Origin of the sequence: Sodalinema gerasimenkoae IPPAS B-353, from assembly GCF_009846485.1 — a bacterium.
In the GTDB taxonomy this organism is placed as follows: domain Bacteria; phylum Cyanobacteriota; class Cyanobacteriia; order Cyanobacteriales; family Geitlerinemataceae; genus Sodalinema; species Sodalinema gerasimenkoae.
This window is the reverse complement of the sequence record NZ_ML776472.1, coordinates 4,547,572-4,574,494: the sequence shown is the minus strand read 5'-3', so window position 1 is coordinate 4,574,494 and position 26,923 is coordinate 4,547,572. Positions and strand designations below refer to the sequence as shown.

21 protein-coding genes are annotated in these 26,923 nt (G+C 54.6%); 12 read left to right on the top strand and 9 right to left on the bottom strand.

Annotation, left to right across the window (positions count from 1 at the left end):
• The first annotated feature begins 84 nt into the window (after positions 1-84).
• Positions 85-1,068: a tRNA lysidine(34) synthetase TilS gene (gene tilS / locus L855_RS19895; RefSeq protein WP_159790672.1), complete on the top strand. Its 984-nt coding sequence runs from the start codon at positions 85-87 to the stop codon at positions 1,066-1,068.
• Between the two features lie 3 nt (positions 1,069-1,071).
• On the opposite strand, the gene hmpF is transcribed toward tilS, so the two are convergent.
• On the bottom strand, positions 1,072-2,796 hold the full coding sequence (hmpF, locus tag L855_RS19890; RefSeq protein ID WP_159790671.1) for a pilus motility taxis protein HmpF: 1,725 nt from the start codon (positions 2,794-2,796) through the stop codon (positions 1,072-1,074).
• Between the two features lie 401 nt (positions 2,797-3,197).
• Between hmpF and L855_RS19885 the strand changes: the two genes are divergently transcribed.
• The 5 genes from L855_RS19885 (at position 3,198) to L855_RS19865 (ending at position 14,082) form a co-directional block, all read left to right on the top strand.
• The gene (locus L855_RS19885; protein WP_159790670.1) at positions 3,198-4,454 is read left to right on the top strand and encodes a response regulator; all 1,257 of its coding nucleotides are present in this window, start codon (positions 3,198-3,200) and stop codon (positions 4,452-4,454) included.
• 252 nt (positions 4,455-4,706) lie between these two features.
• Entirely contained in the window at positions 4,707-5,072 is a 366-nt protein-coding gene (locus L855_RS19880; RefSeq protein WP_068789591.1) for a response regulator transcription factor, read from the top strand.
• Between the two features lie 12 nt (positions 5,073-5,084).
• Entirely contained in the window at positions 5,085-5,621 is a 537-nt protein-coding gene (locus L855_RS19875) for a chemotaxis protein CheW (RefSeq protein ID WP_159790669.1), read from the top strand.
• A gap of 167 nt (positions 5,622-5,788) precedes the next feature.
• The gene (locus tag L855_RS19870) at positions 5,789-9,178 is read left to right on the top strand and encodes a methyl-accepting chemotaxis protein (RefSeq protein WP_159790668.1); all 3,390 of its coding nucleotides are present in this window, start codon (positions 5,789-5,791) and stop codon (positions 9,176-9,178) included.
• Positions 9,179-9,222: 44 nt separating this feature from the next.
• The gene (locus L855_RS19865) at positions 9,223-14,082 is read left to right on the top strand and encodes a hybrid sensor histidine kinase/response regulator (protein ID WP_159790667.1); all 4,860 of its coding nucleotides are present in this window, start codon (positions 9,223-9,225) and stop codon (positions 14,080-14,082) included.
• Between the two features lie 10 nt (positions 14,083-14,092).
• Here L855_RS19865 and L855_RS19860 read toward each other — a convergent pair whose 3' ends face one another.
• The 4 genes from L855_RS19860 to pdxA all read right to left on the bottom strand — a co-directional run bounded on the left by L855_RS19860 (position 14,093) and on the right by pdxA (position 18,569).
• Positions 14,093-14,479, bottom strand: coding sequence for a DUF1667 domain-containing protein (locus L855_RS19860; RefSeq protein ID WP_159790666.1), 387 nt, complete (start codon positions 14,477-14,479; stop codon positions 14,093-14,095).
• 33 nt (positions 14,480-14,512) lie between these two features.
• Positions 14,513-15,775 carry an NAD(P)/FAD-dependent oxidoreductase gene (locus L855_RS19855; protein WP_159790665.1) on the bottom strand — a complete coding sequence of 421 codons (1,263 nt, stop codon included), beginning with the start codon at positions 15,773-15,775 and terminating at the stop codon, positions 14,513-14,515.
• Entirely contained in the window at positions 15,769-17,211 is a 1,443-nt protein-coding gene (locus tag L855_RS19850) for an NAD(P)/FAD-dependent oxidoreductase (RefSeq protein ID WP_159790664.1), read from the bottom strand. The genes L855_RS19855 and L855_RS19850 overlap by 7 nt, the downstream gene beginning before the upstream one ends.
• Positions 17,212-17,519: 308 nt before the next feature.
• Complete coding sequence (gene pdxA, locus L855_RS19845) at positions 17,520-18,569, bottom strand: 4-hydroxythreonine-4-phosphate dehydrogenase PdxA (RefSeq protein ID WP_159790663.1); 1,050 nt, start codon at positions 18,567-18,569, stop codon at positions 17,520-17,522.
• 105 nt (positions 18,570-18,674) lie between these two features.
• Between pdxA and petM the strand changes: the two genes are divergently transcribed.
• Complete coding sequence (gene petM, locus L855_RS19840; protein ID WP_159790662.1) at positions 18,675-18,782, top strand: cytochrome b6-f complex subunit PetM; 108 nt, start codon at positions 18,675-18,677, stop codon at positions 18,780-18,782.
• Between the two features lie 37 nt (positions 18,783-18,819).
• Here petM and L855_RS19835 read toward each other — a convergent pair whose 3' ends face one another.
• Positions 18,820-19,212, bottom strand: coding sequence for an ArsR/SmtB family transcription factor (locus tag L855_RS19835; protein WP_246199199.1), 393 nt, complete (start codon positions 19,210-19,212; stop codon positions 18,820-18,822).
• 254 nt (positions 19,213-19,466) lie between these two features.
• On the opposite strand from L855_RS19835, the gene L855_RS19830 reads away from it, so the two are divergent.
• From L855_RS19830 to L855_RS19810, 5 genes are all read left to right on the top strand, one after another.
• Entirely contained in the window at positions 19,467-20,453 is a 987-nt protein-coding gene (locus tag L855_RS19830) for an SDR family oxidoreductase (RefSeq protein WP_159790660.1), read from the top strand.
• A gap of 118 nt (positions 20,454-20,571) precedes the next feature.
• Entirely contained in the window at positions 20,572-21,489 is a 918-nt protein-coding gene (locus L855_RS19825) for an NAD(+) kinase (protein ID WP_159790659.1), read from the top strand.
• Between the two features lie 142 nt (positions 21,490-21,631).
• Complete coding sequence (locus L855_RS19820) at positions 21,632-22,294, top strand: ATP-dependent Clp protease proteolytic subunit (RefSeq protein WP_159790658.1); 663 nt, start codon at positions 21,632-21,634, stop codon at positions 22,292-22,294.
• A 99-nt stretch (positions 22,295-22,393) separates the two neighbouring features.
• Positions 22,394-22,990: an ATP-dependent Clp protease proteolytic subunit gene (locus L855_RS19815; protein WP_159790657.1), complete on the top strand. Its 597-nt coding sequence runs from the start codon at positions 22,394-22,396 to the stop codon at positions 22,988-22,990.
• Positions 22,991-23,062: 72 nt separating this feature from the next.
• Positions 23,063-23,710 carry a J domain-containing protein gene (locus tag L855_RS19810; RefSeq protein ID WP_159790656.1) on the top strand — a complete coding sequence of 216 codons (648 nt, stop codon included), beginning with the start codon at positions 23,063-23,065 and terminating at the stop codon, positions 23,708-23,710.
• A gap of 45 nt (positions 23,711-23,755) precedes the next feature.
• Here L855_RS19810 and L855_RS19805 read toward each other — a convergent pair whose 3' ends face one another.
• The 3 genes from L855_RS19805 to L855_RS19795 all read right to left on the bottom strand — a co-directional run bounded on the left by L855_RS19805 (position 23,756) and on the right by L855_RS19795 (position 26,898).
• Positions 23,756-24,700 carry a DUF3747 domain-containing protein gene (locus L855_RS19805; RefSeq protein ID WP_159790655.1) on the bottom strand — a complete coding sequence of 315 codons (945 nt, stop codon included), beginning with the start codon at positions 24,698-24,700 and terminating at the stop codon, positions 23,756-23,758.
• 111 nt (positions 24,701-24,811) lie between these two features.
• Positions 24,812-25,969: an AI-2E family transporter gene (locus L855_RS19800; RefSeq protein WP_159790654.1), complete on the bottom strand. Its 1,158-nt coding sequence runs from the start codon at positions 25,967-25,969 to the stop codon at positions 24,812-24,814.
• Between the two features lie 152 nt (positions 25,970-26,121).
• A complete protein-coding gene (locus L855_RS19795) occupies positions 26,122-26,898 on the bottom strand; it encodes a WecB/TagA/CpsF family glycosyltransferase (RefSeq protein WP_159790653.1) in 777 nt (258 codons plus the stop codon).
• Positions 26,899-26,923 lie beyond the last annotated feature (25 nt).

The window sequence follows — 26,923 nt, the reverse complement described above, 5'->3', positions numbered from 1 at the left end:
TTCCCTGTTCCCTGTTCCCTCAAGGGACAAGGGACAAGGGACAAGGGACAAGGGACAAGGGACATCCCTGTTCCCTGTTCCCCCATGTCCCCCTGGAGTCCCCTGCACGCCCAAATTCACACCACCCTGAGACAGCGGAACCTCCTCCAGAAGGGCGATCGCCTCCTGATTGCCGTCTCCGGGGGGCAGGACTCCCTATGCTTGGCACAACTGTTGTTAGACCTAAAACCTAAATGGGATTGGACTATTGCCATTGCCCATTGTGACCATCGCTGGCGGGAGGATTCCGCCGCCAACGCCGCCGCTGTCGCCGAATTAGCCCAACAGTGGCATTGTCCCTATTTCCAGGCCGTCGCCAGCCCTCCTCCTGAGAGTGAAGCCGCCGCCCGTCACTGGCGTTATCAATCCCTACAGGCGATCGCCGACGCCCAAGACTACTCCCAGCTACTGACTGGACATACCCAGAGCGATCGCGCCGAAACCCTTCTCTATAACCTGATTCGTGGAGCCGGCGCCGACGGATTACAAGCCCTCACCTGGCAGCGATCGCTCAGCCCCCATCTGACCCTAACCCGTCCCCTGCTGGAAGTCTCCCGTCAAGAAACAGGGGAGTTTTGCCAAGAGCGACACCTCCCCATCTGGTGGGATTCAAGTAACGACAACCGCACCTATGCCCGCAACCGCCTGCGCTTGGACCTGTTGCCCTACCTTGAACAGCAGTTTCACCCTCAAGTCAGCGCCAACCTCGCCAAAACCGCCGAACTCCTACAGGCCGACGTCGTCTATCTCAACGAGCAGGCCGAGCAGCTATTACAGCAAGTTCTGCGACGTGGGGACTCGGCCCTCAACCGGAACCAACTGAGCGAAGCGCCCCTGGCCCTGCAACGTCGTGCCCTGCGATTATTCCTCAAACAGGAACTGAGGCGCGATCCCAGCTTTGCCCATGTCGAGAAACTCCAGCATCTCATTAGCGCCCCCAACCGGAGTCAGAGCGATCCCTTCCCCGGAGGGGCGATCGCCCGTGTCATTCATCCTTGGATTCACTGGATTCTCCCCGATTGCCCCTAACTCCTATTCCGGGGCCGTCAGATGTCCCACCACCTCTTGCAATTGAGTCACCGCATTCTCTTGGGACGCCGCCAATTCTTGGAGATGTTCCAGCGAGCCAGCCAGGGGATCTGTCGTCTCCTTCAGATGCGTCAGGCGATCGCGCAGTCCATCGAGGAGTTCCTGATAGGCATTCACCCGGCCCCAGGTTTGAGCAATTTCCCCACGGCGATCGCGCAGTTGGCGATCGAGATCCTTCAATTCCTGAAGTTGTCCCTCATCCGCACTCGTCTGCTGCTCCACCTGGCTGTGCAGTTCAGCCAACTCGCCCCGTAGGCTGTCCAACTCCCCTTCCAGGGTTTGCACCTGTTGCTGAAGACTTTGCTGCTGCTCCGTCAGCCGAGATACCAGAGGACTTAAATCCACCGTTCCTCCAGAACTCACCGGTTCCGGCGGATTTCCTAACCGTCGCCAGAGCACACTCTGATGTTGATTCATAATCCGTTCCCGTTCCCGGAGACTGCGCCGCTGTCCCACCAGCGTATCGTTGAGGAAACCGTAACTTTCCTGCAAATCCGCCAACTCCGCCTCCAGAGACGCGCGATCGCCATCACTGGCCCGGGCCGCCTTTGCCTCTAGCTCATTGAGATCCAGGCGTTGTAACATCAACTCCTCCTGCTCATCAATCACCAGACGCATCCCCGTTTCCAGCTCATTTTGTAACTGGCGCACTCGCTCCTGAAGCGTATTCAAAGGCATCCGCTCCAGTTCCGACAAATCCACATCAGGCCCGGACGAACTGGGAACCGGACTACTCCCCACACTGGACATCTGAGTGGCCAAATCAGTCAAACCCGTCAATTGGCTACGTAGGCCCGTCAGCACCTGGTCCTTCGCCTCCAGCAGCCGTTCCCGTACCGCCACCTCCGTCCGTTTACCCGCCAACTCCAATTGGGATTGATGCCACTGTTCCCAACCCTGATCCAATCCTTGTACCGCCTCATCCAACTGAGATTGGTTCTCCTGAGCCTGAGTGCGCCACTCCTCCAACTGAGCCGTGCGTTCCCCCAGCCAGGCCTCTTGAGCCGACAACTGCTCCTGAACCGCCGTCAACGACGTTTGTAGCTCCTGAGGTTGTATCATCACCTCCGACAGATACTGGAGCCATTGCTGTAAACTGCCCGCTTGTTCCGCATCAATCGAGCCAGAACCGGAAAGTTCCTCCCGTTCCCCCTGTAACTGATTCCAAGCTAACTCCAGCTCCTGACGAGACTGCTCCACCTCCTGACGTAAGCGGTCAATCTCCCCCTGTTGCTCCTCCATCTCCGCCTGTTTCGCATCCAAGCGGGACAATTCCTGTTGAACATTGTCCACCTCTTCCCGGTGGGCCTCCATTTCCATCTCACGGCGGTTGAGTTCCTGACTCTGATAGGTCAGAGACTGCTTCCACTGCTCAATTTCTTCCTCTTGAGTTTTGAACTTCTCCTGAAAGCGGGAGAAATTTTGCAAAATCTTAACCAGTTGGCCACTGGCTTCCTTGAGGCTCCCTTGAACCTGCTTGCTGGCATTGAGATCAGCAAACACCAAGGCCCCCGAGTTAAAGTTTCCAGAATCATCCGCCGGGATAATATCTTCCCCTGGGACTGGAACCCAGTTGTATTCCCCTCGCTGACTTGCTAACAGTTTTAGCTCTGTTTTGCCACTGCCGAAAACGCCACTTTTCTTGAGGACTTCCGCTAGATACAGCACGCTTATTTTTCCTTTCCCGAGTTATCGTACAGACCAGACAGGGAACCCGACGCAATTAAGTCGAGGGCATCATCGCTCGCCATCATTGAAGATTGTGGCCAGCCGGATCGCCCCCAACATGATCAGTTGAGTCAAGAAACCCCTAACTGAGCATCACTCACTGCGTTTCGTGACCCCAGGTGGTCGTTGTGACCTGTAGACTGGAATGGGGTCACAACTCCAAATCCTCCCCTATCCTAACCCGCGTACCACCGTCTGGCACAATCATCTGGCACAATAACAGTCTAGTCGTTATCGATTCCATTCGGTGAGAACACAAGCTTAGTCCCAAGAGACCCGGAGACACTGCCATTGTTCCCCCAGGACAAACTCGACGATCAAGCAGCGAGCTTAAAAGCCACATGCAGGGAAATTTAAACGAAATTGACATCCGCAGTATCCTGCAACTGATCGAACTCGGTCAGCGCACCGGAGAACTTTTCGTGGAAACCTATAGCTCGCCACCGAGTCCGGCTCGTGCCTATAGTCCCGCCCATATTCACCGCGAGATGGCCACCTCCCAGAACTCCTGGTTTGTCTTTTGTGCCAATGGGCAGTTGGTCTATGCCGGTGGCAGTCTCGATGGAAACTTAACCCGACTGCGGGAGTACCTCCGCTACTACCAGCTTGACCACCTCATCGACCAGATTCAACGCTCCGGCTTTGAAACCACCAATGCTCCGGAATATGGTTGTCTCTGGCAACTGCTGGAAAATCATCTCATTGCCCCGGAACAGGGTCGCAGTATTCTCCGCAAAATGGTTCATGAGACCCTCTTTGACTTGCTGAGTTTACATCAGGGTTCCTTTATCTTCGATATGGGTCCGGCCTTGTCCCCCCAACTGATGACCCTGGAAATGGCAGCTCCCCTGTCCAAAACTGCCAAGCAAGTCCAGGAATGGAAACAGTTTTACCCTCATCTGCAATCGCCCCATCAATGTCCCGCCATTACCGATATCGAGTCCCTGCAAGCCGAACTCCCTCCCAAAGCCTTTAATACCCTCAACCGTCTCTGTGACGGCAAAACCTCCCTGCGTCAGATGTCCCGATATCTGCATCGGGATCTCGTGCCCATTGCCCGGGCCATTCACCCTTACGTGAAACAGGGCTGGGTGCAACTGCTCTCTCCCTCAACCCCGTCCTCTGGGGGCGATCGCCTTGGGAATACGGGATTACGCCCAGCCACCGCCCGGGTTCCCCGCATTGTCTGCATCGATGACGAGCGCACCATCCGCAAAACCATTGAGCTAATGCTCAAACCCCATGGCTACGAAATTACCTCCTTCGGCAGTTCCCTCAAAGCTCTCTCCCTGGTGTTTCCTCTAAAACCCGACCTCATCCTCTGCGACATCGCCATGCCCGAACCCGATGGCTATGAACTCTGTGCCATGTTGCGTAAATCTCGGGCCTTTCGTCAAACCCCGATTATTATGTTGACCGGCCGGGATGGCTTTATTGATCGCGTGCGAGCGCGCATGGTGGGGGCGACGGATTATTTAACCAAACCTTTTGGCGAACAGGAACTGCTTATGCTCCTAGAAACCTATATCGGGCCAGGCATTGAGGGCCCTGTGCCCTCCGCCGATGCCCCCCTAGAGGATCCCGGCCTTGGCGTCTAAGATGGGAGCCAAACCTCAAATAAGTCTCAAACTTGCCTTCAGATGGGTTTGCCTCCTAGTCTATAATCGTGAGTAGTTCTCAGGCGCGGAGTCAGCGGATTCAGTTACCGGATGCCCTCAACACCGGAGCCGTCTGATAACGTTATGTTAATGGCGAACCTCAAACAGGCAGCAGAGCAATCTACCCCAATGAACTGTCAAGGTTCGGACGCGAGCGTTCGGTCAGGATTCGCTCTTCAGGTAAGTAAGTAAATGAGTAAAGTTCTGGTTATTGAAGATAGTGTGACCCAGCGGGAGATGATTGCGAACCTTTTGCGAGGGAGCGGACTAACCGTGATTGAAGCAACGGACGGCGTGGAGGCCCTGGACAAAATTCAGGGCAATCCCCCCGACTTGGTGGTTCTCGATATTGTCATGCCCCGCATGAATGGCTATGAAGTGTGTCGTCGCCTTAAAGCTGATCCAAAAACCCAGAACGTACCCGTGGTGATGTGTTCCTCCAAGGGGGAGGAGTTCGATCGCTACTGGGGGATGAAGCAGGGGGCCGATGCCTATGTGGCCAAACCCTTCCAACCCACGGAATTGGTGGGAACCGTCAAGCAAATGTTACGGGGCTAAAGGACGAGACGCATGGTTGGGAACCCAGATTTTTTGATGGGGCAGTCTGAAGAAGACCTTGCCCCCGAGTTCCAGGAACTAGAAACCCCTGAGGGTGAGTTACATCTGAGGTTTCAAGTTCCCTCCGGGCGCGAACTCGCCCTTCCCGCTACCGGGATTCGTGAAGTGCTCGATCCTCCCCCCGATCGCATCACCCCCATGCCCAATGTCTCGCCCCTGTTGCTGGGGACGTTCAATGTGCGAGGGCGGGTGATTTGGGTGGCGGATTTGGGCCAGTTTCTGGGAGATCCCGTCGCCTTAAACACCGATCGCGCCGAAATATTCGTGATCGCGGTCGAAGATCAAGACACTATACTAGGATTAGCAGTTGAACGGATTGTTAAAATGCAGTGGCTTGATGTGGAAAAACTGCAAATGCCAACGGACATCCCCGATGGCGTCGCGCCGTTTTTACGGGGAGAATGGGTCTTTGAAGAAAACGAACGACCTGTGACGCTCCGGCTGCTTGACCAAGTCTCAATTCTGCGCTCAGCGCGGTGGGCCGCTTGAGGGTTACAATAAGCGCCATGGGAGGCTGCTGGCAACGTTGGTTCTATGTCGCAATGCGGGCGGGAACAACGAACGGCAAGCATCTGTCCCTTGCCCATTGGCGAGAGGACCTGTTCCGTGTCACAACGGAGAAGGAGGAATTTTGACGGTAAACCTGGGGGAGGCAGATGGAACCAAGTATTGACTTTGCTCAAGAGTACGAACGAGCACAGCAAGTGTATCTCGACGGCAACTATGAGGATGCCGCGCCGCTTGTCGATCAGCTCGTAGCTCAGTATCCCGATGACCCCAGTACCCGGTTGCTTCGAGGACACATTTATTGCGGGCTACAGGATTATGATGTGGCCCGAGGTGAGTATGAACAGGTCTTTGAGATTACGGATGATGCCGAGTTTCATGACCACGCGCAACAGGCCTTAGCCTACGTAGAACAGGTCGATGTCAATGGCAGCGGTGCCGTTGATGAGTTTGATAGCTTTGAGGAGTTTGATGAGTTTGACGAGTCCTCAGGGGATAGTCAGGCTGACGGCGGCGATGAGGATCTCTTTGCTGATGAGTTTTCTCAGGAAGAGGAGGCAACGGCAATCCTAGATGAGGACGTTGATGAGACGGCCGCTTGGGACCCCTCGGAGTTTGAGGGCGATTTCGATGGGGAGTTTGAGGAAGAGGCGTCTGAGGAAGATCCGTTTGCCCTAGGGGATGACTTTGGCGAAGATACGGGAGCCGAGGAGAACTTGGACGAGAACTTTGACGAGGACTTTGGCGACTTCGATTTGTCCCCAGACTCCCCGGGAGACGACGAAGACGGGGAGGAGGATAATCCCTTTGCCCTGGATCAATCAGACATGGGTGACTTGGACTCCTGGGAAGAGGAGGAAGATAGTCCCGAGTCGTTAGATGATGACTTCGACCCGGACGAGGACTTTGGCGAGTTTGACCTGGATACGGCCGAGACGGTGGCCAATACGGGGTTGCCCGCCATCGATGAGGAGGACAACCCCTTTGTCCAAGAACAGGAAATGCCCGTCAGTACCGGTTCAGACAACGAATGGGGCGATTTGCCTGACTTCCTCCCTGACGAGGAGATGCCCGATTTACTCGGGGAAGAGGGGGAGGTTTCTCCCGAGGTGGCCGATGGCTTTGACGATGTGGATTTGCCAGAACCCTTTGCGGAGTTTGACTCCTTCTCTGAGGAAGATTTTGAAGCCGCTGACCCTGAGCATTTAGAAGCCTTAGGGGACACCGGAAGCAACATCGAAGAGGATTGGGATGACGACCTCGATGCCGTTCCCTTTGGGGAGTTTGATCCCGATGCCGCCGATGCCGATTTTGGTAGCTTTGGTGCCCTTCAGGGGGGTGATCCCGAGCGAGATACTTCAGGGGCCGATACCTTTTTGATGTCTCCCCCAGAAGATACCCGAGGGATAACAGAAACGCGAGAGGCGATCGCCGAATACCCGGAGTCAGACGATGAGTTTGATTTCGACGGCGGGGATTGGCAAGGGGATGTCCCTGAGGATGATATGTCCTTTGAACAGCCCATTTCTGGTCAGGGAGATGATTCGGGCTTTGATGAGTTTGACGAGTTTGATGACTTTGATGCCTCCCCAGACGAAGAGTTTCAGGAGTATCCTGAGGATACGACCGATGATCCGACCTTCGTGACCCCAGATGCCAATTTGGCTGGGGGCGATCGCTTTGATTTCGATGCCTTCGATGATTTTGGTGGTGAGGAATTCTACGATGACGAAGAATTCACCGCTGACGAAACCGAAGAACCCCAAGCATCGAGTGTGGACTTCTTAGATGAGTTTGAGGACTTCGACGATCTCGGCGAAATTCCCAACTTCGAGAGTGAAGACAACACCGACTCCTCGCAATTCAACACCACATCCGGGTTCCTCGAAGCCACCATGGATGTTCAGAGTGGCCGCCGGGGTCAGACGGAGTCCTCCGCCATGGACTTCGCCGACATGACCGATGGCTCGATTGTTCAGGACGAAGAACTGTTTACCATCGCCAGTAGCAGCGATCGCGTCCCGGCCTTCGCCCAAACCGAGAGTGGCACCATTGAGACGTCGGTAACCCTTGAACAGGGGCCCCTCTCCTTTTTCGAGAATGCCAGCCTCAAGAATAAACCGGTGATTGCTGCCTTAATCGCTGGCATCCTTTCGGCTATTGCCGTTGCCGGCATTGGTCACATTTCCACGCGCTATTTAGCCACGTCAGGCCGCTTTGACGTGGAAGTGCGCCGTCGCCTGCTGCCCCAGGTGCAACTCGGGGGCTTAGCCATGTCCCTAACAGCGGGATTAGCCGCAGGTAGCACTACCTGGTTCTTGGGCCGCCTCAGTGCCACCCAAGTCAAACGGACGACCGTGGACTTACAGGGAGCCTTCGATGCCGTCTCTCAAGGGGACTTCGGTGTGCGTGCAGCGGTGGTCTCTGAGGATGAGTTGGGGCAGATGTCGGCCAAGTTTAATCAGATGGCCCGGGTTATCTACACCACCACCAACGAAGCCCAACGACGGGCTGAGGAGATGGAACAGGCCAAAGAAGACCTACAGCGGCAAGTGATTCGCCTCCTCGATGATGTGGAAGGGGCGGCTCGTGGGGACTTAACCGTGACCGCTGAGGTGACCGCTGATGTTCTCGGTGCTGTCGCCGACTCGTTTAACCTAACGATTCAGAACCTGCGGGAGATTGTGCTTCAGGTGAAACAGGCAGCCCGTCAGGTGAGTAAAGGGGCAACCGATAGTGAATCCTTCGCCCGCAGTTTGGCCTCTGATGCCTTGCGCCAAGCCGAAGAGTTAGCCGCCACCCTCAACTCCGTCCAGGTGATGACCAACTCCATTCAACAGGTGGCCAAGAGTGCCCGGGAAGCCGAGGAAGTGGCGCGCTCTGCATCGGCAACCGCCCTCAAAGGTGGGGAAGCGGTGGAACGGACCGTGGCCAGTATCCTAGAAATCCGCGAGACCGTGGCAGAAACAACGCGAAAAGTCAAGCGTTTGGCGGAATCGTCCCAGGAAATTTCCAAAATTGTTGCCCTCATTAGTGGGATTGCCTCCCGAACCAACCTCTTAGCCCTCAATGCCAGTATTGAGGCGGCGCGAGCCGGAGAGGCCGGACGAGGCTTTGCCATCGTGGCAGATGAGGTGCGACAGCTCGCCGATCGCTCTGCCAAAGCCCTCAAAGAAATCGAACAGATCGTGATGCAGATTCAGAGTGAAACCGGCTCCGTGATGATGGCGATGGAAGAAGGGCAACAGCAGGTCATTGGCGGCACGAAACTGGCGGAACAAGCCAAGCGATCGCTCGAAGACATTATCCAGGTGGCAAACCGCATTGATGTCCTCGTGCGCTCCATTACCGCCGACACCGTCGAACAGACGGAAACCTCTCGTGCCGTTGCTCAAGTCATGCAAGCGGTCGAGTTGACCGCCCAGGAAACCTCCCAAGAGGCACACCGGGTCTCGGGAGCCTTACAAAACCTGGTGGGGGTCTCCCGTGACTTGCTGACCTCCGTCGAACGGTTCCGCGTCGAAACTAACGAACGCTAAGCCTTCTCAGGCAGAGGCGACCATCGCAACTACCCGAAACAGCCATGGCATCAGAACAATCACAAATCATGGGATTCTTCATCGAAGAATCACGGGATCATCTCGGAACCATCGAGCGCGGCTTGCTCAATCTGGGAAGCACCCTCGACGATCGCGAAATGCTCGACGAGGTGTTCCGCGCGGCCCATTCCGTCAAAGGGGGGGCCGCCATGTTGGGCCTACGGGGAATTCAAACCGTGTCCCATCGCCTCGAAGACTGTTTCAAAATCCTCAAAGATAACCCCATTGCTGCGGACCATCGGCTTGAGTCACTGTTTCTACAAATCTTTGATAGTCTGCAAGAACTCGTCGATCGCCTGCAAAGTCCCGAGGGCTTAGACGAGCAGGATTCTGAGCGGGTGATTGCCGATGTGGAGCCAGTCTGTGAAGAACTCAGCACCTACATTAACTGTCTATCTCGGGGTGAAGTGCCGCCGGAACCCTCGACTCCCCTCAAGGCCACCTCACTGCCGGTAACCAGCCCCCTGTCCACCCAATCCGAAGAAGACAGCGCCCTGCAATTGATTATGACCAGCGATGTGCTGGCCCGATTGCGGGAGATGCTGCAACTGTTTAAGCAGCCCGATGGCCCCGAAACTCGCCAATCCTTGCGCCAACTCTGTAAACTCTTGGCCCAAGTAGGGGAACAGTTTGAGTTGGAATCCTGGACTGATTTGGTCAAAACCGCACAGCAGGCGATCACCGATACGAACAACACCTTTGCCAGCTTAGCTGCCGTCATTATCAAAGACCTGAAACAGGGACAAGAACTGGTCTTAGCTAACCGAGACGGGGACATTGCCCCCAGTGCCGCCTTACTAGATCTCGTGCCTGCTTCAACCCAAGCCGGTCCCGCCACCCAGGATATCAATCAGCCCCCCGAAGTGCGATCGCCCCAACCCCAATCATCTCCCAGCACAGGAGGGCATCCCAAACCCGGCAAAGCTTCACCCCACGGCCCTCAGGTGGGTGGCTCAGAACTGAGCAGTCTGGCCGATTTATTTGAAGGGGACAACGACGACCTCGATGAATGGGAAGAGGTGACCCACTTCGACCCCTCTGGCATGAGTGATCCCCACCATGCTGAGCAGGTCAGCGAGGATGATAGTGAGTTTTCCGATTTCTTTCTTGACGACAACAGCTCAGACTCTGAGCCTGCGGATGAGGCAGATGAGGCGTTTCTCGATGATGATCTCTTTGACGACGACTTGGACGACGACACCTCAGCCACTGAACCGGAACCGCAGTTAGCCGAAGCGGGGCTAGATGTTTTCGGGGACCAGCTGAATGATGAGCAGAAGGAGCAGGAACTTCAGGATTTGCTCGATCTTGGAACTGACGAGATGCTCAACGAGCCAAGTCCGGCCCCTGCGGCAGAGGCGGACTCAGATCTTCTGGATTTATTAGAGTTTGAGGAAGGGGAGCCGGACGAGACGAGTTCCTTGGGGAAAAGCCTCAGTTTGGGAGATGAGAGTACCGCCGAACTCGAAGCCTTATTTGGGAATGCCGATAGGCCGAGTTGGAATTCTACTGACTCTGAGTCAGATTTGCAGTTTGACGATATCTTTGCCGTGGATGAGTCTCAAGAGATACCCCCTGAGAATGTTGAGGAAGGGGAAGACTTTGACTTTAAGTTAGACTTCGATCTCGATGCAGAAGAAGCCACTGAGCCTGACACGGCTCCCGTGGTCCCCGATGACGAAGACTTAAACTTTGATGACCTGGAGTTTGAGGATGAGGCCGGGGAGGACGCAACCTCTGGGGTGGCTCAGGCCACAGCGGAAACGGCAGGATTAGAGTTAGACGAGTTTGAGTTGGACTTCGATTTAGACGCTGAGCCTGAAGCGGAGTCCTCTGGAGTGGAGACCTCTGATGATGAACTCGACTTCGATTTAGATGCTGAGCCTGAAGCGGAGTCCTCTGGGGGTGAGACCTCCGATGATGACCTCGATTTTGATTTAGACGCCTTTAATTTGGAGGCTGAGCCTGAACCAGACTCTTCTGGGATGGAGACCTCTGATGACGACCTCAACTTTGATTTAGACGCCTTTAATTTGGAGGCTGAGTCTGAACCAGACTCCTCTGGGGATGAGACCTCCGATGATGACCTCAACTTTGATTTAGACGGCTTTAATTTAGATGCTGACCCCGAACCGGAAGAGGAGGAGTCGGAGTTTAGTTTAGAGTTTGACGATGAGGAGGAGGCGGTATCTGATGAGGCTCAGGGGCTAGATCTCGATAGCTTTGATTTGGAGCCTTTTGCAGAAGATCACGAGGAGGTTGAAGGGGTTGAGGAGTTGTCCCTCGATGACCTATTGGGGGAGGAATATGACGACGAGGAGATCAGCAATTCCCCATTTCCTCCAGAGACTCAGCCAGAACCCCACGCCTCAGAAGAGGATGAGTTCAGCTTTGATGACGTGTTTGGTGATGGGTTCCTAGACGACGAGACGTCGGCCCCTGAGGAATTCGGTGAGGCAACTCGGACTCAGACAACGGCAGCATCCATGGGAGTTGCCCCTGAGACGGAAATCAGTTTTGTCAATGACTTTCCTGAATTGCAAGTGCTGTTGAGTATTGCACCGCAATTTTTAGGGGAGGATGGCTTCGACCAATTAGCCGACTATTTGGATCAGATGGGTTCCTCGGCCTCGTCATCGGCCGGCGAGGGAGAAATGGATGAGTTTAAGGATCTCGAAGATCTCTTAGATCTCGATGGAACCTCGACCCCAGGAGCTACGAGCCGACCTCCCCAGAAGGCCAGTGAAACGTCTTCAGCCCCGACTACGGGCCGTCCATCTGGGGGCGGTGGCCGGGCCAAACGAACCACGCGGCCAGCCTTTGAGCAAACGATGCGGGTTCCCATTAAACAACTGGATAATTTGAGTAACCTGGTTGGGGAGTTGGTGGTCAATCGTAATAGCTTGGAACAGGACCAAGAACGGTTACGACAGTTTCTCGATAATTTGTTGCACCAAGTCAGCCAACTGACGGAAGTGGGGCAACGGATGCAAGATTTGTATGAGCGAACTCTGCTGGAGATGGCACTGTTGGCTAGTCGCCAACATCGCAAGTCCCTCCATGCGGCTGAGTCAAGAGCCAGGAATAGTAGCGACCCAGGGTTGGTGACTCAGGGACAGATGCAAGCACAAGCCCATCATCCCCATGAGGATGGGGAATATGATGCCCTGGAGATGGACCGCTTTACGGCGTTCCATGAACAGGCTCAAGATATTATCGAGTTGATTGTGCGGGTGCGAGAGTCGGCCTCGGATATTGAGTTCTTGGTGGATGAGAATGACCAGGTCACTCGCCAATTACGGCAGATTACGACTCAACTGCAAGAAGGGTTGACGCGATCGCGCATGGTTCCCTTTTCCAATGCCGCTGACCGTTTGCCCCGGGGGGTGCGGGATAATGCCCTCAAGTTTGGCAAGCAGGTGGATTTACAGGTCGATGGTCGCGATACTCTGATTGACCGGATGATTCTGGAACATTTGACTGACCCCTTGACACATTTGGTAAATAATGCCATAGCTCACGGCATTGAAACCCCAGAGGAACGGCAAGCGAAAGGCAAACCCCCCACGGGAAAAATTACCATTAGTACCTTCCACCAAGGCAACCAGACGATTATTGCCATTGCCGATGATGGGGCAGGGATTGACACGGAGAGGGTCAAAAATAAAGCTCTGCAAAAGGGGTTAATTACGGCGCAACAGTCCCAGGGCATGACTCGTTTGGATATTTATGATCTGTTGTTGTTGCCTGGGTTTAGTACCCGTGATAAGGCCGATGACTTGGCCGGACGGGGTGTGGGTATGGATGTGGTTAACACCAAACTCAATGAAATTCGCGGGGTGGTGAGTACCGATTCAACGTTAGGGAAAGGCACAACCTTTACCATTCGTTTGCCGTTAACCCTGAGTATTTCCAAAGCCCTATGTTGTATTAGCGATCGCGCCCCCATTGCCTTCCCGATGGATGGGGTTGGGGAAGTGTTGGATAATCTGCCCGTCGATCGCATTGTCACAGAAGCCGATGGACGGGCCTTTGTCCAATGGCGCGATCGCCAGGTTCCCTATCAGCCGCTGCGAGAGTTGTTTACCTACAACCGCACTTCGCGGCGATCGCAGATGTATGGAGCCACAATGGAGGACGATACGATTTCCGTGGTGATTCTGCGATCGGCCGGCAGTTATTTGGCCATCTCCGTCGATCAAATCGTCGGGGAACAGGAAATCGTGATCAAACAACTCGAAGGCCCGATTCCTAAACCCACGGGAATTACGGGGGCTACGGTGATGGGGGATGGACGCATTGTCCCCATTGCCGATGTTCTGGAGTTGATTGATCTCTCGATGGGCCGAGTTCGTCATGACTCAAGTAATCTGCTTTGGAACGCCGAAGAGTTGGCGGCCCAGGAGGTTGGATTTGTTGATGAAGAGAAGGCAGAACCCTTAGTCTTGATTGTGGATGACTCGATCACGGTTCGCGAGTTGTTATCAATGACGTTCAAGAAGTCTGGCTATCGTGTCGAACAGGCCCGGGATGGCCAGGAGGCCTGGGAAAAACTGCGATCGGGCTTACCCTGTGAATTGGTCTTCTGCGATATGGAAATGCCCCGCATGAACGGGATGGAACTGTTGGAACGGATGTACCACGATGAGTATCTCTCGGATTTACCCATCGCGATGTTAACGTCCCGGACGGCGGAGAAGATGAAACGCAAGGCGGCGGATTTAGGGGCCCGAGGCTATTTCACGAAACCCTATCTCGAAGAAGTGCTGTTGGATGCAGCGGCGCGAATGCTGAATGGGGAGGTGTTGATGAGTGCGTCGGAACCAGTGGGGAGTAGTGAGTAAGGGGATGGGGTCACTCCACGGGCATATCCCGTGAGGCGACCACGTCGACCCCGGTATCGAGGGCATTCCCTAAAACCACATCGCCCATGGAAATTGGGGCTTGAAGGGTTAGGGTATGGAGGGCATCACAGAGAGCTCCCATTAACTCCTTGGGAATAGCATCGCGGGTTTTCACCGGTAGCCGGGCCCAGCGGCCATTCTCGACGCGCACAGTGGTGGTCACCATGCGTTTGGGGGCGACGTGTTCTTGGCGGCCATAGGCATCGCCGCGACGACAGCTATTGCCTCGAACTTCTACCACTTCCCCCTCGATATCATCCACCTCTAGGCGACAGCCCATGGGACAGCCAATACAGAGATAATGGGTGGTTTCAGGTTGTTGTGTTGCTGTGGTCATTATTTCTTCCTCCCAAGGGATGGTCTGGCGGGGTTACTGTTGGGGCGCAATGTCAACTCGTAGACTGTCCCCATGGAACTGTTGTAAAAACTTGGGCCGTACTTTGATGTTGACCATTTCGGCGGGGAGAACAAAACGGATTTTCTTCTCGTACACATCTCCAAGACGTAACAGACAATTCTCCATGGGTTGACGAACTCGCATATAAACCGTGTGGTCGCGATCGCTCGAAATAGTTTGGGGAACACAGTAGGCCACATTCTCTCCGGGAATTAGCCGAATATTATCGGGGGGCGGCTGTTGGCCCCGGGCGTAGAGTCCGGCGTTGCGTCCGGCCAGTTCCGACTCCTGACTGACGAAATCCACTAAGTCGTGAATATGAACCGTATTGCCACAGGCGAACACCCCATCTTTGCTGGTTTCCATGGTACTGGCCACTAGGGGGCCGCTGGTCACGGGGTCGAAGCGTAGGTTTAACTGACGGGCTAATTCGTTGTCGGGAATCAGACCGATGGACAGCAGCAGGGTGTCACAGGGAATCCGCTGACTGCGACTCATATCGGGGGTAAAACCATCCACGGGGGCGACGGTGACGGCTTCGAGGCGATCGCCCCCATGGATATCTACAACGGTGGTGGACAAATGTAGGGGAATATCGAAGTCATGGAGACATTGAACGATATTGCGGTTCAAGCCGTTGGCATGGGGCATAATTTCATACACGCCCACCACTTCAACCCCTTCTAGGGTCAGCCGTCGGGCCATAATCAAGCCGATATCCCCAGATCCAAGAATGACGGCCCGGTTCCCCGGCAATAAACCCATCATGTTGACAAAGCGTTGGGCTAAACCCGCCGTGAGAACCCCGGAGACGCGGGTTCCTGGGGTGCGGATGGCCCCTCGGGTTCGTTCTCGCGCCCCCATGGCCAACACCACGGCTTTACTCGACAGAACATTCACCCCAGCTTGGCCGGACATGAGTTTGACGCGGTTGTCTCGATCTAAATCCAGGACATAGCTATCAGTGGCCAGGTCAATATCTTGGTCTAAAACCTGTTCGAGATAGCGTTGGGCATATTCGGGGCCGGTGAGTTCTTCTTTGAAATGATGTAGGCCAAAGCCGGGATGGATACATTGCAACAGAACCCCTCCCGCTTCTTTTTCGCGATCGACCACCAGGACTCGTTCGGCGCCGCTTTCCTTGGCCCCGATCGCCGCCCCCATACCAGCGGGGCCACCACCGACGACGACCACATCATAATCGGGTTTGAGGTGTTTGGGATTGGTAATTAGCATGATTGGGAAACCTCTTCATGTCGTGGACGGGCCACCCAGGAGTCACCCCCTCGTTTGGTAATGGCCGTTAGGGGAATGCCGAGTTCGTCGCGGATTAGTTCCATGCAGCGGCCGGTACAGAAGCCCCCCTGACAGCGCCCCATTCCAGCCCGGGTGCGGAATTTGATGCCATCGAGGGTACGGGCCCCGCGACGAATGGCATCCCGGATTTCCCCTTCGCTGATGAACTCGCAGCGACAAACGATCCGCCCATAACTGGGGTCTTGGTCTGCTAATTTGATTTGTTCTTCAGTCGAGAGGCTGGCGAAATGGATGGGTTTGGGGATGGTGGGGATGAAGTCGTCTTTGGGGTTGAGGGATAAGCCTTCATCTCCGAGTATATCGACCAGGAGGGTGGCGATCGCCGGGGCCGCGGTCAGTCCGGGGGATTGAATCCCGGCAACGTTAATGAATCCGGGTTTGGCGGTGGGGCCGATGATGAAGTCTTCGCTGTCGGTGACGGCCCGCAAGCCGGCAAATTCGGCGATGCAATCTCGGGCACTAATACCGGGAACGACCTGGGTGACATGGCTAAAGACGTTTTGGCCACCGGCGGCGGTGGTGGTGAGGTCTTCTTTGCTGTCGACATACTCGGCGGTGGGCCCCACCATCAGGGTTCCGTCGTAGGTAGGAATCACTAGGATGCCTTTGGAGACGGCGGTGGGACAGGGAAAGATGACGCGTTTGATGAAGCCTTGCAGCCGTTTGTCGAGGAGGTATTCTTCCCCTTTACGGGGACGAATGCGGAAGGTTCTGACTCCAGCCATCTCGGCGATTTTGTCGGCGTAGAGTCCGGCGGCGTTGAGGATAAAGCGCCCCTGAAAGGTCTCTTGGGGGGTTTCTACAATCCAGGTCTCTCCCTCTTGGCGAATACCAGTGACGGGGCGATCGCACTTGATCTCCACTCCATTTAAGGCGGCGTTTTTTGCCAGGCCGAAACAGGCTTCGTAGGGGTTGATGACTCCGGTGGTGGGGGCGTAGAGGGCGGCGATCGCCTCCTGGCTAATGTGGGGTTCTTCGGCTTGGATGCGATCGCGATCCCAGAGTTCTAAGCCGGGAACCCCTTTGCGGTTTCCATAATCCTGGAGTTTTTCTAGGGTGGGGAGTTGGTCTTCGGCCATGGCAACGGTGAGTTCACCAATGCGTTTAAAGCCAAATCCAAGTTCATCGCAGAGGGTATCCCACTGTTGGTTTCCCTCCCATTCGAGTTGTCCTTTGAGTGTTTCCGGGGGACCGTGATGACCGCCGTGAATGATGCCGCTATTGGCTTTGCTGGTTCCAAAGCCCACTTCCCCTTCTTTCTCGATTAGGGCGGTGGTAATGGCATAGCGACTCAGTTCTCGGGCAATGGTACAGCCAATCACGCCGCCGCCAATAATCAGTACGTCGTAAACCATGGCGAACCTTATAGCAGTGAAGTGTTCTCAAGGGTGAATAGCGATGGGGTATTGTTAACGGACTATTCACCATCCGATCTAAGCTGAGCGGGAGCGATGAGTTGACAGAAGCTCGTTTTTATGCTATCGGGCGCTCGTTTCAGTTCTCAAACGGCTAAACCGGGGGGCCAAAACCCCGAAAACTATCGATATCAACTCATATTTCTAGTATAGTCATCAAGTTTTTGCCTATTGCCCCGGAAACCTTAAATTGTTGTGAATCTTCGTATTGGGACGGGCAATTTAAACAGATGTTAAGGATATCGAGTTTAATGGATGTTAAGGCGTTGTCGTCGCAGGGCCAGGTCTTGAGCCAGGGCGATCGCCGCCAGGGTGCTGGTGGTACTGGCAATCCCCTTACCCGCAATATCAAAGGCGGTTCCGTGGTCAGGGGAGGTGCGGATAAAGGGTAGGCCAATGGTGGTATTGACCGCTAAGTCGAAGGCCATCAGCTTCACCGGGATGAGACCTTGGTCATGATAAAGGGCTAAATAGGCATCGGAGACGGGCACATCAGCCCGTTCAAACCAGGCCCGTCCAGGGTTCACCCAGAGGGTATCGGGGGGAGTGAGTCCCCGTAACTTAATCCCAGGACGTTTGCGCCGTTCCTCCTCTAACCAGGGTTGTAAGCACTCCACTTCCTCCCGGCCTAAATCTCCCGCCTCCCCACTGTGGGGGTTCAGACCCGCGATGGCAATATCGGGGGCAGCAATGCCGAAATCCCGTTGTAGAGACTCCACCAGTAAATCTAACTTCTGAGTTAGGAGATTCGGGGTCAGGGCTTGGGGAACATCTTTTAGGGGAATATGGGTGGTGGCGAGTAGGGAGCGTAGAGTCCAGCCTGTATGGGGCGATCGCCCCACAAACATCATGCCAAAGCGATCGCAATTCGCCTTCTGGGCCAAACACTCCGTCTGGCCGGGATAGAAATGGCCCGCCTGATGCCAGAGGGATTTGGCAATGGGAGAGGTGACAATTCCCTCAAATTCTCCCGCTTGGGTGCGGGCGATGGCCTCTTTAAGATAGGCAAAACTGGCATCCCCGGTGGCGGCGGTTCCCTCTCCTGGAGTCGCCGGGTCTGTGTCAATATCAATGAGAGTTAGACCATCAGGATCTTGGAGGGGCTGACAGCGATCGCGCCAACCGGTCACTTCACAAGTCCGTTGCAGGCGTTTATAGGTATCTTGTAGCACCCGACGACTGCCCACCACCGTAATGTCACACCTTGGACAATGAGCGTCTGCTAGGGTCTTGAGGACAATTTCTGGGCCAATTCCAGCGGGATCTCCAAGGGTGAGGGCAAGGCGGGGCAGTGACATAGGGACAACAGGAGACAATAGGGGAGCAAGGCACAGGGAATTGTCCCCTGCGGCTTTATACTAGGGAGTAGTTCAGGCAAACGCTATCAAATTACATCAAAAACTATGAGCGGAGAAATTTTTAACGCAGCGATTCTCTCGTCCACCCTCATTTTACTGGGTCTGAGTCTAGGGTTCCTCCTCCTGAAAATTGAAGGGGGCGAAGAGGCTTAAGTCGTCTCAATGGAGGTGGGGGGGACACGGCTCTCCCTCACGAATCCTCGGGTTCGTCGAGATGTTCGGCAATCTCATGATAGAGGGTTGCCACATGGTCGTCTTGGAGATAGTAGAACACATTGCGCCCCTGCCGTCGGTAGCCCACAATACGATGGGCGCGGAGGGTGCGAAGTTGATGGGAGACCGCTGACTCGCTCATGTTGACCACGGCCGCCAGGTCACAGACGCATTGATCGCCCTGGGATAGGACGGAGAGGATACGCAACCGATTTGGGTCGCCGAGACAACTAAAGAAGGCGGCCATCCGTTGGGCTTTGTCCACATCGAGCAGCTGCGATCGCCGCGATCGCACCTCGCTCAGGTTCACCGGATGGCGAACTGAACAATGGGGAGTCTGAGAGTCGGGGGTAGGCTGAGATTCATCCATAATTAGCATTCATTTTAACGCAAAACCTGGCCGTCTTGACCTCAGGGTATTGCCGAAGCTAACCCTCAAGCGACCTCGTCTGTGACACAACGTTCGAGCAAATGTCTCGCGGAATATGAGAAGTTTGTGGCCATGCCGTTAATATATGTTAACATTTGTGACAAGTTAGAGTCTGCCCGGTCTATCGTCTTGTCTCCATCCTTACTGCGCTGGGAGTTGTGTCAGGAGGAGCGACTGTCGTTACTGAGATCCCCATGAGCCTATTAATTGTTGGTGCCACCGGTACCCTAGGAAGACAAATTGCCCGTCAAGCGATCGACGAAGGATATTCGGTCCGCTGTCTTGTCCGCAGTTTCAACCGAGCCTCATTTCTGAGAAAATGGGGTGCAGAACTGGTCCGTGGGGATCTCTGCGATCCAAGCACCCTCCCTCCCGCCTTAGAGGGCATCACCCATGTCATTGATGCGGCCACCGTGCGCATTACGGACTCGCTGAGTATTAAAGAAGTAGATTGGGATGGCAAAGTTGCCCTAATCCAAGCGGCCCGCCAAGCCGGGGTGGAGCGGTTTGTCTTCTGTTCTATTCTCAACAACCACCAGTATCCTGACGTGCCGCTGATGGAAATCAAACGCTGTACTGAGCGATTTCTGGCCGAGTCAGGACTCAACTACACCGTCTTACAACTGGCCGGCTTTATGCAGGGGCTAATTGGCCAATATGCCATCCCCATCCTAGACAACCAACCGGTTTGGATTACGGGAAAAGCGGCCCCCATCGCCTACGCCAACACCCAGGATATTGCCAAATTTGCTGTGAAGGCCCTCAGCCTTCCTGAAACCGCCAATCAGACCTATCCCGTTGTGGGAACTCGGGCCTGGAGTGCTGACGATATTATCCAACTTTGTGAACGGCTCTCGGGCCGTACCGCCCGCATTACCCGGGCCCCTCTCGGGTTATTACGCACCGTGCGCCGGGCGGCCCGCTTCTTCCAATGGGGCTGGAACGTGGCCGATCGCCTTTATTTTGCCGAAGTGCTGGCCTCGGGGAATCCCCTCATGGCCGAGATGGATGAGGTCTATCCCGTCTTTGATATCAATCCCAACGAGATGACCACCCTAGAAGCCTACTTGCAAGAGTATCACAGTCGTATTATGAAGAAACTCAAAGAAATTGAGTACGAACAAGAAAAAACCAAAGCACGCAAGAAACGGCAGCGATCGCCCTTCAAATCCTCAGATTAGCCCCCAAACTCCTAAACCAGACCATTGTCCTGAGGAACATTCGTGGGAAGATACTCTGGGATCATCGCCATCCCTCAACAGATTGTTAAACGTACAACCTAAGAGGTAAACTCCGAGCGTGCCGAAAGTTGGCATTATCTACAACGAAGTTAAACCCGCCGCCTGTCGCGTCAAAACGCAACTGGAACAGGCTCTAACCGCCCGAGGATGTCAGGTGCGGGTCGTTACGGGAATGGGAGGCATTTTGGGCCACTCCAAACCCGACAGCCCTGTGTGTCATACTCCCATTCATGGCTTAGTTCCCCCTGGCTTTGATAAAGACTTTGACTTTGGCATCGTCCTCGGGGGCGACGGGACTGTGTTAGCCGCCTTCCGCCAGGTGGCGCCCCTGGGAATTCCCCTATTGACCGTCAACACGGGACATATGGGATTTCTGACCGAAACCTATCTCAGCCAACTCGACAGCGCCCTAGAGGCCGTCTTTCAGGGACATTGTCGCATCGAAGAACGCACTATGGTGACCGTGCGCGTCTTGCGAGAGGGGACCGTTCTTTGGGAGGCCCTCTGTCTCAATGAGATGGTGTTACATCGGGAACCCCTCACGAGTATGTGTCACTTCGAGGTGATGGTGGGACAACATTCCCCCGTCGATATTGCCGCTGACGGCGTCATCGTCTCTACCCCCACCGGTTCGACGGCCTATGCCCTCTCCTCCGGTGGCCCGGTGATTACCCCCAATGTCCAAGTTCTCCAGTTAGTGCCGATTTGTCCCCACTCCCTCGCCTCCCGGGCCCTGATTTTCTCAGACACGGAATCGGTGCACGTGCTACCGGCGACTCGGGAACGGATGATGATGGTTGTTGATGGCAACGCCGGCTGCTATGTCTTACCCGACGATCGCGTCGTTATCGAAAAATCTGACTATACCGCTCGCTTTCTGCGTCTGCGCCCAACGGAGTTTTTCCGAGTCTTACGGGAGAAACTCGGCTGGGGATTACCGCATATCGCCAAACCCACCTCCGTGGAACTTCCCTAGTTTCCCCGTCTTTGGGGCGATCGCCCGCGCTCAATCCCCCAAGCCGATCCCCCAAAGACGTTAAGATATCTAAAAGGCTGAATCGCGGCGTCAAGAGCGAGTCTAAGCAAGTCCAAGCCAGCCGTCTAGTTACAAGTATCCTATGAACCTACCGATTCAAGCTGTCCAATCTCCCTATTACGGCAGTTCCCCTAATCGCACTCCTCCCCCAGATTTGCCCTCCCTGCTTCTCAAAGAGCGCATCGTCTATTTGGGAATGCCTCTGGTTGCTCAAGTGACGGAGTTGATCATCGCCCAACTGCTTTACTTACAGTACGACGACCCCGACAAACCCATTAAAATCTATATCAACTCCACGGGAACCTCCAACTATGGCGGGGAACCCGTTGGCTTTGAAACCGAAGCCTTTGCCATTTGCGATACCCTCAACTACATTAAGCCCCCCGTTCATACCATTTGTCTGGGAACGGCGATGGGAATGGCCGCAATGCTGTTGTCTGCTGGGACTCCTGGCTGTCGTGCCAGTTTGCCCCATGCCTCGATTATCTTGCAACAGCCGAAAAGCTTTGCCCAAGGACAAGCCACCGATATCCAAATTCGGGCTAAGGAAGTCCTGGCTAACAAGGCCACTATGTTGGAAATTTTTGCTCAGAACACGGGTCATTCCGTTGAGAAAATTGCCAAGGATATGGATCGCTTGTTCTATCTAACCCCAGAACAAGCCAAAGACTATGGCCTCATTGACCGCGTTCTCGTCAGTGAGAAAGGGGACAAACACACTCAACAACTGGCGGGCGTATCCTAAGCCACACCGCCATCTCCATTCATTGAATGTCCATTCAGGGAATGCCCATTGCGGGCCACCCTTCACTATCTTTATCGTTTTAAGGGAGAATTTCACGTTATGCCTATTGGCGTACCTAAAGTTCCGTATCAAATGCCTGGGGATACCTACACCCAGTGGATTGATATTTATAACCGCCTCTATCGGGAGCGGATTATCTTCATCGGTCGGGATATTGACGATGAACTCGCCAATCAAGTCATTGCGGTGATGCTATATTTAGCCTCCGAAGACCCCGATAAAGACATCATGGTCTATATCAATTCTCCCGGTGGGGTGGTCAGTTCCGGGATGGCTATCTATGACACCATGCAGCATATTAAAGCCGATGTGGTGACCATTTGTGTCGGCTTAGCGGCCTCGATGGGGTCTTTCTTGCTGGCCGCTGGAACCCCCGGTAAACGTCTGGCGTTGCCCCACTCCCGGATTATGATTCACCAACCCTCTGGGGGAACTCGTGGCCAAGCCAGTGACATTCAAATTGAGGCGAAGGAAATTCTGCGGATTCGCCATCAGTTGAATGAGATTTATGCGGCCAACACGAAACAGCCCCTTGAGAAAATCGAGAAAGATATGGATCGAGATTTCTTTCTCTCCGCCGAACAGGCCAAGGAATACGGATTAATCGATCGCGTCTTGGAAGGAAAGCCGGTCTAATTGGCTGAATCGGGCTTCTCTCGGCTACAATCCGGGGGAAGTCCTCTTTTTTTGCCCTCTTGTTGAGCCTCCATGGAGTTACTGGATTGTTATCGCCTGTTAGGATTAACCCCTCACGCGAGTTTAGCTGAGGTAAAAGCCTCTTATCGGCGCTTGGCGCGACGGTTACATCCGGATCTCAATCCTGGACTCCCTCATGATCCCTTTGTGCGCTTGCATCAGGCCTATCAGGTTCTCTTAGAGGTGGCTCCGGCCACACCCCCTATCTCTCAGGGGCCAGTCCCCACAACGGCCCCTCCGGTGCATCCGGCTACGACGCCGCCACCCCGGGCCCCTCAAGAGGCTGCCCCTCAACCCGCCTCACCGTTCCGCCATCACCCCCAACTGTCCCCCTTCGAGCGTCAGTTGAAGTCTCAGGCCTACTATCGTCTGCAAGGGTTACTCAGTCAAGGCAAGTTTGCCTATGCGATCGCCCTCGTGGAAGGGTTATCGCAACGACTGGCGGTCGATCTCGAAGTGCGTCAGTGGCAAGCAGTGACCTATCAGCGCGTGGCCCGTCACGCCATGACCCGAGGCGAGTTTCGTAAAGCGCACATCTATCTGAAAAAGGCGTTGCGCACCGATCCAAATAACCGCAGTCTTCGCCAAGAAGTCGAGGGAGATTTTCAGCAGTTACAGCAACAGGTGCGACAACGCGCTCGTCAACCCAAACGCCGCTAGCACAAAGACAAGTGTTTGTCAAGTCCTGGCGAGCATCTATTGGCGTCAACTTTCGTCCCGGAAGGCAGGGAGGGGGGAATTAGGGAATTGTTGCCGCAGCACGGGGGCGGCAAAGGGTTGGTCTTCGACCTCATCGTAGATTAGGCTCTCTTGATTAGCCCCTTCAGGGGTCAAGGACGGTAAACCCGTACTGGGGGCAGAACGGTCATCCCCCGAGGGCATCGTGCGGGGGTCATCGCCAAACTCGATGGTGTTGGGAGTCTCTAACGAGGACTCGGAGGCGTCGGACTCCTGTAAGGTCACACTACCTTGAGCGGGGGTCTGAGGCTGTGCAGTGGGAACCGGGTCTTGGACAGACGGACTGGGAGGGGAGGCCGGTTGGTCCGCTAATTGTGCCAAAGTTAGGTCATGGGTGAGATAGATATGACCTAGGCCTTGTCCCTGGTAGCTGCGACGGGTAAAGCGCCAACCGGGATCGAGATGAATGCGATAAAACCCCCCATCAGCCGGTCCACGGGTTCGTCCGAGTTGCAACCGAGGGAGGCTGCGATCGCCCCCCATAGGAATTCCCATCAACACCAGTTCTCCGTTCCGTTGTCTGACTTGGAGACTGTAGCGTAATCCCAAATCTTGCTGTCCGGCCCGGATGGAGTAGCCATTACTATCGGTGCTGCGGCCACAAACGCCTGTAAAGTCAAACTCCAGCAGGAGGGGATCGACTAACGTGGGCTGGCTGCCCTGTTCTTCCCAACAGGGGCGGCTATTGGAACGCTGTTCCACAACCAGGAGTTGGTAGCCGTTGGTTCGCCCCACAGGGGCAGCAATGGCAATGAATTGACCCGAATCAACTTCGGCCTGTTCAAATCGTGCGGCGACCTCGGGGGCGTTGTTCTCTTGGCGATGACTGTGGGCGATCGCCTCCGGGACGAGAGTCCCCCCTAAGCCCAGGGCGGCCAACCCGAACAGAATCCGTTGTTTGATGAGTTGCATAAGCTTTTGTGTTTCCTGGTGTGGTGTGCGAACCCGTTAATACTTAACCAATAATTAAGACCACTCATCGCTCAACTGTCAAGTCAATTCTCAAGATCGATCCGCCTCTGATTAACTCTCCCAAGGATCTGCCATCCCCTCGGTTACCATTTCTCCATGACTCGGGGAGAGTTGGGCATCTTCAATGGCCACCATCTGTCGGGAGATTTCACTGCGGGGAGTGCCCCCCCAACGATCGAGAAAATCTTTGAAAAAGGCTTCTTCTAACCAGGTTTTGGTGACCACAGCCAAGGGTAAGGCTAAAATCAGCCCCAGCAAGCCTAAAAACGTGGCAAAGAAAATTTGAGCCGTCAGGGTAACAGCGGGCAATAGGGAAATCTGTTTCCGCATCACCATGGGGCTAAACCAGTAACTTTCCACATTTTGGATCACCAGGTACAAGATGAGAACCCCTAAGGCTTTTAAGGGACTATCCAAGAGGGCGACCGAAATGGGAAAGATCACGCTTAACATCGGGCCAATGTTGGGGACAAAGTTAAATACTCCGGCCAAGAGGGCATGGGCAAAGACAAAGCGAACTTGCAAGGCCGCCAAACCGATGGCACTTAGGATGGCCACAAAGATGGAGTTAATAACAATGCCCCCCATCCAGCCCAGTAGGACTTCTTCGCAGAGGGTGAGAATTTTATCAGCTCGCCGTCGGTAAAAGGAGGGAAACAGCCGAATCAGCAGGGTGCGGTAGGAGGTGGGATCAACCAGAAACATCACCGTCAAGACCAAGACAAATAGCAGTTTGACTAAAACCGCCAGGGAATTAGAAAAGAAGGTGACAAAGTTTTCGATGACATTTTGAGCTAAGGGGCCAACCTGCTGAGCTAATTCTGAAAAGTTGGGGAGTTGCAGTTGTTCGAGGTTGAGCCAAACGGGGGGAGAGACACGAATTTGATCGAGCCAGTTGAGGAAGCGTTGAAAGCCAATGGGAGCTAGTTCAATGAGTTGTTGAAACTGATTGATAAACGGGGGCGCCACTAGGGCAAAAAACAAGGTGCCAAATAGCCCAACCAAGACGATAGAAATCAAAACTGCCATGCCCCGTGAGAGCTTTATCCCAAAGAGATCGCCCCAGGCTTGCAGAAGCCGAACCAAGCTGTTGAGGGCAATCGACAAGACCACCGCACCCAGTACCAAAAGGAGGGCTTCGCGAAACTCCCAGATGATGACGAGGGCGACAACAAAGCAAATAACAGCAATCCAATCACCTAGTTTCACAACAGCAAATCACTCCTAGCGGGTTATTGTCTGGTCATTATAATGAAAAGGAGACAAGGGCAAGACGATGACGAACCATGCAGACGAACGATGAGACAATACATCCCCATCGATGGTGTTGGGACATCCTGTTAGGTAGGGGCGAGTGAGGCCTATTTCTGAGTTCTTTTAGCTTGTTTGTCCCGTTTTCCTTGCCTATTGCCCATCATAATCTCTACTAGGGCATTCCAGGCAAATTTAGGGAGAGCCAACATTCTGCGCCAACGCCAGGGTTCTTGATACAGCCGGTAGGCCCATTCTAAATGATTATCTCCCATCCATCGGGGAGCGCGGGGTTTCACGCCGCCCCAGATGTCAAAGCTACCCCCCACGCCAATCCAGATGGCCCGGGGACAGTGATGGCGATGGTGTTGAATCCAGAGTTCTTGTCGGGGAACTCCTAGCCCCACTAGGATGACGGCGGGTTGTTGCTGGTGTAAGTCTTGCAGGAGTTGGTGTTGTTCGTCTTGGTTGAGATAGCCGTGATAGACACCGCTGAGGGTGAGGTGAGGATATTGCTGACGCAGGTGACGGGCGGCCTGTTGGATCACCTCGGGCTTGCCGCCATAACAGACGACGGGTTCTTGGGGAGACAGTTGGGCAAGGAGTTGTTGGGCGAGTTCGATTCCTGGTTGGCGTTGGCAGGGTTGGCCGACGAGTTTCAGGTACAAGACAACGCCGGCCCCATCGGGAATGACTAAGTCTGCCTGCTGAATGGCGGCGGCGAGTTGGGGGTTTTGTTGGGCTTGCATGGTCATTTCGGCGTTGAGGGTGACCACATGCAGGCCCCGCTGCTGATCAAGTTGCGATCGCAGCCATTGGCAATAGTTGGGATGGAGATGGACGGGACTTCCGAGAATCGAGAGACGAGGTAGGGGGTCAGCGGTCATGGCATCATTGAGGGGTTGGCTCCAC